An 11,691-nucleotide genomic window follows, 5' to 3' on the forward strand; every position below is an offset into this window, starting at 1 on the left:
GCAAGTTCGGCGGCCGGACGATGACCTATTATGGCCGCTGGACCTACAAGTTCGAGGAAGCCGCGCGCCGCGGCGCGATCGCGGCGCTGATCGTTCACGACACCGACGGCGTCGGTTATGGCTGGAACGTCGTCAAAAGTGGCGGCGGCGAGAATTACGGCCTTGTCGTGCCGCCTGAAAAGGTCACGAGCCTCGCGCTGCAGGGCTGGATCTCGGGCGAGACCGCGACGAAACTCTTTGCCGATGCCGGGCAGGATCTGGCGAAGCTGCGCATCGCCGCGCGTCGCAAGGATTTCAGGCCCGTCGATCTCGGCACCGGCTTTGACGCCGCGATCCCCGTGACGCAGAATGTCGTGCAGAGCCAGAATGTCCTCGCGAAAATTCCGGGCGTCAAACGTCCGGACGAGGTCGTGATGTATGGCGCCCACTGGGACGCCTATGGCGAGGGGCCGCCCGACGGTGAGGGCCGCATCTATCGCGCGGGGGCCAACGACGACGCGCTCGGCGTCGCGGGATTGTTCGAGATCGCGCGGCTGTTCAAGGCGGCGCCGGCGCCCGACCGCACCATCGCCTTCGCCTTCTGGACCGCCGAGGAACGCGGGCTGCTGGGCTCCGAAGCCTATGCCGCGAGCCCTGTTTTTCCGGTCGAGAAGACCGTCGCCAACCTCGGCCTCGATATCCTCCAGACCGCGGGGCGTGCGAAGGATGTGATCCTCGTCGGCAAGGGGCAGGGCAGTCTCGAGGAGGATCTGGCGCGCGTCGCCGCGACGCAGGGCCGCACCGTCTCGGTCGAAAGCCTGCCCGAACGCGGCCTCTTCTATCGCGCCGACCATTTCAGCATGGCCAAGCGCGGCGTGCCGGTCCTGCTGATGATGGGCATCGCGGGCGCCTCGGACCTTGTCGAAGGCGGCAGGGAGGCGGGGCAGGCGTGGGTCGATGCCTATACCGGCAAATGCTATCATCAGGCGTGCGACGCGTGGGGTCCCGACTGGAACCTCGACGGCGCGGTGCAGGATATCTCGGTCTTCTACACGATCGGCGACGAGCTCGCGCGCTCGGCCCGATGGCCCGAATGGAAGGCGGGCAGCGAATTCAAGGCGATTCGCGACCGGAGTGCCGCGGCACGGAAATGACCGGCGCGGCCCGCGGAGGAGGACAAGCCGTCATCCGCCGCGGCGACGCGCCCCCCGCCTATTTCGACAGGTCGCGCAACAGGCTGTCCCAATGCGCGAGCGCGGGGGCGATCGCATCGACGGGCACGCGCTCGTTGAGGCCGTGGGCGTAGCTGTCGCTTGCTTTCGAGAAGAGGCCGGCGACGCCGTAGCTCGGCACGCCCTGGATGCGGAAATGATAGCTGTCGGTCGCCCCCGCACTCATCGACGGGATGATCGGCAGCCCCGGCGCGCGCGCATGCACCGCCCTGGTCACCGCCGCGACGACGTCGGGGCGCAGCGGCGAGGCGTCGCTCGCGCTGGCGTCGGGGTCGGTGTTCACCTTGACCGCGGGGTCGGCGATCACCCGTTCAAGCTCGGCGCGCACCGTTTCGACGGGCACGCCGGGAAAGATGCGGCAATTGATGTTCGCCGTGGCGCGCTGCGGCAGCGCGTTTTCGGCATGACCGCCCCTGGTCAGCGTCGGTACGCAGGTGGTGCCGATCTGGCCGATATATTCGGGATCGGCGCGGATCGCGGCGATGGCTCCGGCGTCGGCCGGATTGGCGGCGAAGGCTTTCAGCGCCGCGCCGATGTCGCCGCCGACCTGATCGGCGACGATCGGCATGCCGACCTTCGTCAGCTCGTTCTGCTGCGGCGCGAAGCGATAGGCGCCGATCCTGGCGAGCGCGTTCGACAGCTGGACGATCGCGTTGGTGTCCGACGGGCGCGAGCTGTGGCCGCCGGGGTTGGTGACCTCGAGCGTGAAGTCGGCATAGGTCTTCTCGCCCGCCTGCAGCCCGTAATATCGGGGCTTGCCGTCCTCGCCGAGCAGCCCGCCGCCGCCGTCACCGTTGAGCGCGAATTCGGCACCCTTGTACTTCGCGGCGAGCGCGCGCGTCGTCGTCATCGAGGTTTCCTCGTCGCCCGACAAAAGGAGGATGATCGAGCGCTTCGGCCTGAAGCCGTCCTTCCTGAGCTGCGCCATGGTGGCGACCATCATCGAGACGTCGAACTTGTTGTCCTCCGATCCCCGGCCGAAGATATAGCCATTCTCCTCGACCGGCACGAAGGGATCGCGCGTCCAGTCCTTCGGATCGGCCTCGACGACGTCCATATGGCCGAGCAGTACGATCGGCTTCTGCTTCGTCGTGCCGGGCAAGGTCGCGGCAAAGGTCGCGGTCTCGCCCATCGGGGTGATCTCGATATCGGCGTCGCCATAGCCCGCGGCCTTGAGCACCCCGGCATAATAGGCCGCCAGTTCGGGCACCTTGCCGCGACCCATCACGGTCGGGATCGCGATGCTGTCCTTCAGTATCTTCTTGGCCGCGTCGGCGTCGGCGGGTTTGGCGTGGACGGGCGCGGCGGCGAGCAGGGCGGCGGCGAGGGCGAGCGAAGTATGGGACATGCGCATGGCAGCGGACTATGCCGCGTCCGCGCGCCTTCGCAAGAGGGCATCGGTCACGCCGCGGCAGGGCGGCTCAATCGGGCAGGATTTCCGCGAGCACGCGGCCCGCGAGGCGGGCGGTCGCCAGGAGGCGGGGCAGGTCGTGACCGGCCCGCGCCTTTGCCGAAAGTCCGGACATCGTCGTGGCCACGAAATCGGTCACCGCGCCGGCCTCGTCCGGATGGCGGGCGGCGACATAGTCGCGGATGAAGGTTTCGGCGCCGAGGTTGAGCGCACGCGCGGCGTCGCGCGCACCCGCGTCGTTGCAGCGCGTGCCTTCGAGGACGAGGCAGCCGCCCGCCGCCGGATCGGACGCATAGCGGCGCGCGGCGTCCTCCAGAACGGCGGCGAGCGCGGCGGCGACGGGGACGTCGGGGCGCAGGATATCGGCGAGCGGGATGGCCTCGGTCGCGGTCCAATGATCGAGCACGCGCGCATAGAGGCCGGCCTTGCTGCCGAAGGCGGCGTAGAAGCTGGGCGGATTGATGCCGAGCGCATCGGTGACGTCGGCGACGCTGACCGCGTCATAGCCGCGCGCGTGGAAAAGCTGCTGCGCCGTCGCGACCGCCGCCTCGGGGTCGAAGCGTCGCGGCCGGCCGCGAACGGGGGATTTATTTGTAGTCACTGTTACAAAATACCTTGACGATGGCTTGTGCGATTTTATGTAGTCTCCACTACATTAATAAGCAAGGAGTCTCCCAATGTCCGATTTCCAAGGAAAGTCCGTTCTGGTCCTCGGCGGCAGCCGCGGCATCGGCGCGGCGATCGTCCGCCGCTTCGCGTCCGACGGCGCCAGGGTCGTCTTCACCTATAACGGCTCGCGTGACGCCGCCGAACAGCTTGCGGCCGAGACTGGCAGCAGCGCGGTGCCGACCGACAGCGGCGACCGCGACGCGGTGATCGCACGGGTGCGCGAGAGCGGCCCGCTTGACATATTGGTCGTCAATGCCGGCTTCGCCCTGTTCGGCGATGCGCTCGATCTCGATCCCGACGACGTCGACCGGCTGATCCGCGTCAACGTCACCGCGCCCTATCACGCGTCGGTCGAGGCGGCGCGGCAGATGCCCGAGGGCGGCCGGATCATCGTGATCGGATCGGTGAACGGCGACCGTATGCCCGTCCCCGGCATGGCCTCCTATGCGCTCAGCAAATCGGCGCTGCAGGGCATGGCGCGCGGGCTGGCCCGCGACTTCGGCCCGCGCGGGATCACGATCAATATCGTCCAGCCGGGGCCGGTCGACACCGACGCCAACCCCGAGGACGGCCCGATGCGCGAGCTGATGCACAGCTTCATGGCGATAAAGCGTCACGGACGGCCCGAGGAAGTCGCGGGCATGGTGGCCTGGCTGGCGGGTCCCGAAGCGGGCTTCGTCACCGGCGCGATGCACACGATCGACGGCGCGTTCGGCGCCTAGGGCGGGTATGGGCCGGCCCTCGTGCCGGCCCGTCCACCGGGCCGGCGCGGGGCGTGGCGAGCGCCGGATAGCGGCCGGTTGCCGACGCCGCGCTCCTTCCCCGAAAAGAGGGGGGAGGGCCGGAAGCCGCCCCGGACTCCTCGCGCCGACCATGCCGGCAAATGGAATCGGGCGCAAAGTCATTGACCAAATCGCCCTTCATCGCTATGCGCGCACCCTTCGAGCAGGGTCCGGTCGTCCGGAACCGGCCGCATCCGGACATTGATTCGCCGCAACCCGCGCGATTCGGCTGCTCCGTTGAGGCTGTGCTCCGACCATGTAGACCGTTTGAAAGACTAGAGGAATTTATGGCCAATACGCCGCAGGCAAAGAAGCGCATCCGCCGCAACACCGCGCGCACCATCGTGAACAAGAATCGCGTTTCGCGCATTCGCACGCTGGTGAAGAAGGTCGAAGCCGCCGTCGCGGCCGGCGACAAGGACGCTGCCGCGACCGCGCTGAAGGCGGCGCAGCCCGAAATGGCGCGCGGCGTTGCGAAGGGCGTGCTCCACAAGAACACCGTGGCCCGCAAGTTCTCGCGCCTGACCAAGAGCGTCAACGCGATCGCCTGATCCCGCCTGTCCCGAAAGGGAACAAAAAGGACCCGCTGGCGTCTTGCCCGCGGGTCCTTTTTTGCGTCCGATATTATGACAAACCGGTGGCAATAGTGTTGCACCGCGGTAAGTGACGGAATTACTGCGATTCGTTGCTTCGCCTCCGGTTTGTAACATTTAATACATTGAAAAATATCGATAAAATCGCGTTTTCGCGCGATTCCGGCCCCCCAGGTGAGTCAAGATTTTTATTTCAGTATTTTTACATGGCCGACCCTTGATCGACTCGCCGCCCCCTGACTAGACAGGTGCGTCGTCGGCCTTCGCCGGCGGCCGCCACATCGACATGATTCGCAACTTTTCGGGCCGCAAGTCCCGGACGGGAAAGCTGTGCCCCGGCGCAGCGGACGGATCGGCATGTGGCCGGCCGCCCGATCGTTCGGCGTGCGGGGACCTGAGGGGCGGTACGGCGTGATAGAGAGCAGCGATCGGCATGGGCAAAACGCGAAGGGCGGAGCGATGAGCGGCGATGCTGCAACGCTTTGGCCGCGCGTGGCCGAAGGGCTGCGCCGCGATCTTGGCGTGCGCACCTTCGATCACTGGCTGAAGCCGGTGCGCTTTGCGGACTATTGCTCGCTCTCGGGCGTGGTGACGCTCGAAACCGTCAGCCGCTTCTCCGCCAACTGGATCAACGAACGCTTCGGCGACCGGCTCGAACTCGCGTGGCGCCAGCAACTGCCCGCGGTGCGCAGCGTGATGGTGCGCGGCGGGGCGGCCGCCGACGATCGCGCCGCGAGCCTCGCGGCCTCGCCGCTGCCGAGTTTCGATACGCCGCCGCCGGCTGCGCCTGCCGCAAATCCCGCGCTGCTAGGCTTCGACCCGCGGCTGTCGTTCGACCGCTTCGTCGTCGCCCGCTCGAACATCCTCGCCGCCAATGCCGCGCGGCGTATGACGATGGTCGAGGCGCCGCAATTCAATCCGCTCTATCTCTGCTCGGGCACCGGGCAGGGCAAGACACATCTCCTGCAGGCGATCGCGCAGGATTATGCCGCGGCGCACCCGACCGCGAACATCATCCTGATGTCGGCCGAAAAGTTCATGCTCGAATTCGTCGGCGCGATGCGCGGCGGCGACATGATGGCGTTCAAGGCGCGGCTGCGCGCCGCCGACCTCCTGCTGCTCGACGACCTCCAGTTCGTGATCGGCAAGAATTCGACGCAGGAGGAACTGCTCCACACGATCGACGATCTGATGACCGCGCAGCGGCGCCTCGTCGTCACCGCCGACCGGCCGCCCGCGATGCTCGACGGGGTCGAGGCGCGCTTGCTGTCGCGCCTGTCGGGCGGGCTGGTCGCCGATATCGAGGCGCCCGAGGACGATCTGCGCGAACGCATCATCCGCCAGCGACTCGCCGCGATGCCGATGGTCGAGGTTCCCGACGTGGTCGTCGCCTATCTGGTCAAGCATTTCACGCGCAACATCCGCGAGCTCGAGGGCGCGCTCAACAAGCTGCTCGCCTATGCCGCGCTCACCGGCACGACGGTCGACCTGACGCTCGCCGAGGATCGGCTGGCCGAAAATGTCCGCACCGCGCGTCCGCGCATCACGATCGACGAGATCCAGCGCGCGGTCTGCGCCCATTACCGGCTCGACAAGAGCGAAATGTCCTCGAAACGCCGTGTGCGCGCGGTTGCGCGCCCGCGCCAGGTCGCGATGTATCTCGCGAAGGAACTGACCCCGCGCTCCTATCCCGAGATCGGGCGCCGCTTCGGCGGGCGCGACCATAGTACGGTGATTCACGCCGTCCGCACGGTCGAGGCGCTGCGCGTCGCCGACAGCGAACTCGACGCCGAGATCGCCGCGATCCGGCGCAGTCTCAACAGCTGATCCACAGCCGGTCCACAGGGTTTTGCCGGGGTTATCCCCGGACTTGTCCATCGCAGCAAAAAGGCCCGCCTTCCGTGTGGAGGGCGGGCCCTTGTTCGTCCTGCGCGGCGGGCTCAGCCCTTTTCGGGCGGCGCCACCGTGATCCGTACCCGCTCGCCCGAATTGCCGGGGAAGCCGGTGAACATCGCCTCGACGAGGTTCGGGACGATCGTCTGCAGATTATTGTCGCGCGACTGCGCCTCGGCATGGCCCTCGAACAGGCGCGAGCCATCGGCGGCGCGGTTGATCTCGAGGTTGAGGCCGCTCGTGTAGACCGTGTAGCTCGACACGTCGTTATAGCCGCCCCATCCGGGCCCGAAGCCGCCCCACATGAAGGGGTCGCGATAGCCATAGACGTAGCGGCGCCCGCCGCGGCCGGTAACGATCACCGGGCGATAATAGCCGCGGCCGTAGAAGCCGCCGCCGTACCAGGGGTCGCCGAAGCCGGGGCTCGAAACGACACGCTCGCGGCCCTTGTCGACGCCATAGTCCATGCGGACGATCATGTCGGCGCGCTCGCCGTTCGCCGCGGGGCGATAGCCGTAGCGGGTCAGCTCGCCCGCGACGATGTTCGCATATTGGCCGAACTCGATACCGCCCTGCAGCGCGGGATTGCTCGCCTCGACGACGAAGCTCTGCCCCTGCGGCGCGGGAAGCTGCGACTGGAAACGCGCGACATCGGCCTTGAACGGCGTCGCGCAGCCGGCCAGCGCGAGCGCCGCGCCGGTCATGGCGGCCAGGCCCAGTCGCCGGAAATTGATCTTGCTCATCGTCTTGGCTCCGTGATTCGGCGCGCGGTCACGCCGCGCTTTTCATACCATAGACTATACCGATGCGACTTAACCTTGGTTGAACCCGTTTCGTCGCACGGCATTCCACGCCCGAATATGGGGGCGCCGAATGCAAAAACAAGAAATTTCGCCTCGAAACAGCGGCGTGTCAGCGGCAGAGCCCCAGCGCGGCGTAAGCGGCATCGAGCGTCGGCTTTGCCAGCGCGCGCGCCTTCCCGGCGCCCTTTTCGAGGATCGCGTCGAGCGCGGCGGCATCGTCCTTCAGCGCGACGAACCGCGCGTTGATCGGCCCCAGCTTTTCGATCAGCAGCTCGCCGAGCGCCGGCTTGAACGCCCCGAAGCCCTGCCCCGCATGGTCGCGCAGCACCGCATCGACGCTCGTGTCGGCGAGTGCGGCATAGATGCCGACGAGGTTGCGCGCCTCGGGCCGCCCTTCGAGCCCCGCAGCTTCGGACGGCAGCACCTCGGGATCGGTCTTCGCCTTGCGGACCTTCTGCATCATCGTGTCGGCATCGTCGGTCAGGTTGATGCGGCTCATGTCCGACGGGTCGGATTTGGACATTTTCGCGGCGCCGTCGCGCAGGCTCATGATACGCGCCATGCCCGCCGGAATGATGGGTTCGGGAAGGGTGAAGACCGGCGCCTCTTCGCTCGCATAATCGTTGTTGAACTTCTGCGCGACGTCGCGCGCGAGTTCGAGATGCTGCTTCTGGTCCTCGCCGACGGGCACGTGCGTCGTCTGGTACAGCAGCACATCGGCCGCCTGCAGCACGGGATAGGTGTAGAGCGCCGCCGACGCGCTTTCGCGATTCTTGCCCGACTTGTCCTTGAACTGCGTCATGCGGTTGAGCCAGCCGAGCCGCGCGGTGCCGTTGAGCAGCCATTGCAGCTCGGCATGCGCGGGAACGCGGGCCTGGTTGAAGAGGATCGACCGGTCGGTGTCGATGCCGCAGGCGACCAGCGCGGCGGTCATCGCACGCGTGTTGGCGGTCAGCTCGGCGGGGACATGCGGCATCGAGATCGCGTGCAGGTCGGCGAGGAAATAAAGCTTCTCGCCCTCCATCTCGTCCTGCATGCGCACCCAGTTGCGGATCGCGCCCAGATAATTGCCGAGGTGCAAATTTCCGGTGGGCTGGATGCCCGATAGCGTCCGCATGTTCTACTCCTGGGTTTCGGCAGGCTTGCCGCGCCGCCGCGTCAGCATGGCGACCAGATCCTTGTCAAGCGCGCCGACGAGGAAGGCGACCGCGAAAAAGGCCGCGCCGCCCGCGGCGCATAGCGCGGCGAGCGACCAGATGCGCTCGATCACCCCGCCGCTGTAATGCGGCGCCAGCATCGGCATCATCCACCAGAGCAGCGCCGACATCGCGGCGACCGCGACGATCTGGCGCGCGATCCGGCCCGCGAGCTTCGCGGTGAAATGGAACCAGCCGCGCCGGTGCAGGATGGTATAGAGCAGGATGCAGTTGATCGTCGCCGAGGCCGCGGTCGCCCCGGCCAGCCCGACGATGCCATAATGTTCGACGACATAGAGGTTGATCGCGATGTTGATGATCAGCGACGCAAAGGCGGTCCACACCGGGGTGCGCATGTCCTCGCGCGCGAAAAAGCCGGGGTTGAGGATCTTGATCACGACGTAGGCGGGCAGGCCCGCGACGAGCGCCATCACGATATGCGCCATGATCGTGCCGTCCTCGGCGGTGAACTTGCCCCCGACGAAGAAGGCGGCGGTGAAGGCGGGCGCGCAGATCGCGAGCGCGGCGGCGGCGGGCAGGGTGAGCAGGGTCGCGATCTCGAACGCATTGCTCTGCAGCCGCTGCGCCTCGGCCGCGTCGTCGCTGTGGATATGGCGCGACAGCATCGGCAGGATCGCCGTGCCCAGGGCGATGCCGACGATGCCGAGCGGCAGCTGGTTCAGCCGGTCGGCGAGCTTGAGCAGCGTCAGCGATCCCTGCGGGAGCGAGGTCGCGAAGAAGGTGTCGACGAACTGGCTCACCTGATAGATGCCGGCGCCGAAGGTCGCGGGCAGGATCAGCATGCCGAGCTTCTTCACCTCGGGGGTGAATTTCGGGAAGCGCCAGTGGAGCTTCAGCCCCGCGCGGCGCACCGCCCACGCCATATAGGCGAGCTGGACGGCACCCGCGAGGCTGACCGAGACCGCGAGCGCCTCGGCGACGATGCGGTCGTCGCCGCCCGGACCGCGCAGCCACCAGCCGGTGACGATGCCGCCGATCAGGACGATATTGAGCAGGACGGGAACGAAGGCGCCCGGTGCGAAGCGCGATCGCGCGTTGAGCAGGCCCGACAGCATCGCGACAAGGCTGACGAGCGCGAGATAGGGAAAGGTCACGCGGCTCAGAAAGACCGCGAAATCGAACTTGCCCGGCACCTCCTGGAAATCGCGCGCGAGCAGCCAGACGACTCCGGGCATCGCGATCATCATGATCGCCGAAAAGCCGAACAGCGCCCAGAGGAAGACCGACAGCACGTCGTCGGCGAATTTCGCCGCCGCTTCCTCGCCGCCCTCGTCGTGCAGCGCGCGGCTGTACATCGGCACGAAGGCGACCGAAAAGGCGCCCTCGGCGAACAGCCGGCGGAAGGTGTTGGGAAGGGTGAAGGCGAGCTGGAAGGCGTCGGCCGCGAGGCCGGCGCCGAGCACGCGGGCGAGCAGCATGTCGCGCGCGAAGCCGAAAATGCGGCTGACCATCGTCAGGCCGCCGATCGTCCCCACGCTTTTGACGAGGCTGCTCAAGCCCTCAGCCCGCCCCCGTTACAGGGCTCAGGCCTGGCCGACCGCGACTTCGCCGGCCGCTTCGGCCTGCGCCGCCTGGACCTGCTGCGCGAACAGGCCGTGGAAATCGATCGGCTCGAGAAGCAGCGGCGGGAAACCGCCATCCTGCACCGCATCGGCGACGACGCGGCGCGCGAAGGGGAAAAGGATGCGCGGCGCTTCGGCGAGGAAGAAGGGCTGGAGCTGGTCGTCGGGGACGTTGCGGACGCCGAACAGACCGGCATATTTCAGGTCGATCACGAAGCTCGTGCCCTGATCGGTCTTCGACGTGACGTCGATCTTCAGCGTCACTTCGTACAGATTCTCGCCGACGCTGTCGGCGGCGATGTTGAACTGCACGTCGACCTGCGGGGCTTCCTGCCACTGATAGACCGCCGGCGCGTTCGGATTTTCGAACGACAGATCCTTCACATATTGCGAAATCAGGCCGATCGCCGGGCTCGTGTCTTCGCCGTTGGGCTGCAGGGCGGGGTTGTTGAGGTCGGGGCTCGTTTCGTCGGCCATGATGAAAGGAACTTTCGCTGAAAGATGGTAACAATATCCGCATCCGCAGACCCGTATCGGAACCGCGGCGGACGGTTGCCGCGGCGCTTAGCAGCGCCCGGCGGCCAGCACAATGGCCGCCGTCCCGCGCGATGGTTAAGGCCGAATCGTTGACCTGCCGCGCCGGAGCGGTCATGGCTATTTGAAACCGGGCGGCGTATCGCCTATGTATCAGTCGATATGTTTCTGCCTGCCGCATTGGACTTTTGCCCGTGACCGCTTTTTCGATCGTCCTGCTCGCCATGATTGCCGCCTTCCTCGGCATGCGGCTCTACTCGGTGCTCGGCAAGCGCACGGGGCACGAGCAGGAACCCGTGCTGCCGCGCGAACGTGCTGCAACGGCGCCGGTCCGCCTCGACGAGGGCGACGGTGCGGCGGCGTCCGCGTCCGCCCCTGCCGACACCTCGGGCCTCGTCTATGAACCCGCGGCCGAGACCGGCCTGCGCCAGCTTCTCGCGACCGACCGCAATTTCGACGCCGGCCGCTTCATGGAGGGCGCCGAGGCGGCGTACCGCATGATCCTCGAAGCCTATTGGAAGGGCGACCGCGACACGCTGCGCGACCTGTGCGACGACGACAGCTACGAAGCCTTCGCCGAGGCGATCGCGGCACGCGAAGCACGCGGCGAAACGCTCGACAACCGCCTGATCGGTATCGATTCGGCCAAGATCACCGCGGTCGAGCTGAATCGCGGCGAAGCGCGCGTTACCGTGCGTTATCACGCCGATATCAGCGCGGTGACCCGCGATGCCGACGGCAAGCTGATCGCGGGGTCGATGAGCGACGCGGCGCAGACCGACGACCTCTGGACCTTCCGCCGCCAGATCGGCAGCAACGACCCCAATTGGGTGCTCGACGAAGCCGAATCGGCCTGATCCCATGATCCCGGGCGTGGGGGCGCGGCTCGCGCGGACTTTCGGATTCGCGCTGCTCGCCACCATGCCGCTGCTTTCGGGCTGCGCCTCGGTGGTCCCCGCGGGGGACAGCCGCCCCGCGACCACCGCCCCCGTCCCTCCGCGCCCGGCCGGAACGCC

11 protein-coding genes are annotated in these 11,691 nt (G+C 67.2%); 5 read left to right on the forward strand and 6 right to left on the reverse strand.

Annotated elements, in window-relative coordinates; all coding sequences use genetic code 11:
- On the forward strand, positions 1–1,133 hold a 1,133-nt coding region (locus JHC57_RS17770), incomplete at its 5' end, for a M20/M25/M40 family metallo-hydrolase (protein ID WP_294031689.1).
- Between the two features lie 58 nt (positions 1,134–1,191).
- Here the strand turns inward: JHC57_RS17770 and JHC57_RS17775 are convergent.
- Together JHC57_RS17775 and JHC57_RS17780 are read right to left on the reverse strand one after the other, a co-directional pair.
- The gene (locus JHC57_RS17775; protein ID WP_294031691.1) at positions 1,192–2,559 is read right to left on the reverse strand and encodes a M20/M25/M40 family metallo-hydrolase; all 1,368 of its coding nucleotides are present in this window, start codon (positions 2,557–2,559) and stop codon (positions 1,192–1,194) included.
- Between the two features lie 73 nt (positions 2,560–2,632).
- On the reverse strand, positions 2,633–3,223 hold the full coding sequence (locus tag JHC57_RS17780) for a TetR/AcrR family transcriptional regulator (protein WP_294031692.1): 591 nt from the start codon (positions 3,221–3,223) through the stop codon (positions 2,633–2,635).
- Positions 3,224–3,299: 76 nt separating this feature from the next.
- Here JHC57_RS17780 and bdcA point away from each other — a divergent pair, with 76 nt between their 5' ends.
- The 3 genes from bdcA to dnaA all read left to right on the forward strand — a co-directional run bounded on the left by bdcA (position 3,300) and on the right by dnaA (position 6,493).
- On the forward strand, positions 3,300–4,013 hold the full coding sequence (bdcA, locus tag JHC57_RS17785) for an SDR family oxidoreductase (RefSeq protein ID WP_294031693.1): 714 nt from the start codon (positions 3,300–3,302) through the stop codon (positions 4,011–4,013).
- Positions 4,014–4,360: 347 nt separating this feature from the next.
- Positions 4,361–4,624 carry a 30S ribosomal protein S20 gene (gene rpsT, locus JHC57_RS17790; protein WP_058804956.1) on the forward strand — a complete coding sequence of 88 codons (264 nt, stop codon included), beginning with the start codon at positions 4,361–4,363 and terminating at the stop codon, positions 4,622–4,624.
- 501 nt (positions 4,625–5,125) lie between these two features.
- Entirely contained in the window at positions 5,126–6,493 is a 1,368-nt protein-coding gene (gene dnaA / locus JHC57_RS17795; protein ID WP_294031694.1) for a chromosomal replication initiator protein DnaA, read from the forward strand.
- Between the two features lie 113 nt (positions 6,494–6,606).
- Here the strand turns inward: dnaA and JHC57_RS17800 are convergent, their stop codons facing one another.
- From JHC57_RS17800 to secB, 4 genes are all read right to left on the reverse strand, one after another.
- Positions 6,607–7,302 (reverse strand): DUF4136 domain-containing protein, encoded by a 696-nt coding sequence (locus JHC57_RS17800; protein WP_294031696.1) that lies wholly within the window; start codon positions 7,300–7,302, stop codon positions 6,607–6,609.
- 169 nt (positions 7,303–7,471) lie between these two features.
- Positions 7,472–8,479 (reverse strand): tryptophan--tRNA ligase, encoded by a 1,008-nt coding sequence (gene trpS / locus JHC57_RS17805; protein WP_294031697.1) that lies wholly within the window; start codon positions 8,477–8,479, stop codon positions 7,472–7,474.
- Positions 8,480–8,482: 3 nt separating this feature from the next.
- Positions 8,483–10,075 carry a murein biosynthesis integral membrane protein MurJ gene (gene murJ / locus JHC57_RS17810; RefSeq protein WP_294031699.1) on the reverse strand — a complete coding sequence of 531 codons (1,593 nt, stop codon included), beginning with the start codon at positions 10,073–10,075 and terminating at the stop codon, positions 8,483–8,485.
- Between the two features lie 27 nt (positions 10,076–10,102).
- A complete protein-coding gene (gene secB / locus JHC57_RS17815; protein WP_294031700.1) occupies positions 10,103–10,618 on the reverse strand; it encodes a protein-export chaperone SecB in 516 nt (171 codons plus the stop codon).
- A 251-nt stretch (positions 10,619–10,869) separates the two neighbouring features.
- On the opposite strand from secB, the gene JHC57_RS17820 reads away from it, so the two are divergent.
- Entirely contained in the window at positions 10,870–11,532 is a 663-nt protein-coding gene (locus JHC57_RS17820; RefSeq protein ID WP_294031702.1) for a Tim44/TimA family putative adaptor protein, read from the forward strand.
- Positions 11,533–11,691 lie beyond the last annotated feature (159 nt).

Source organism: Sphingopyxis sp. (assembly GCF_016463645.1).
Taxonomy (GTDB): domain Bacteria; phylum Pseudomonadota; class Alphaproteobacteria; order Sphingomonadales; family Sphingomonadaceae; genus Sphingopyxis.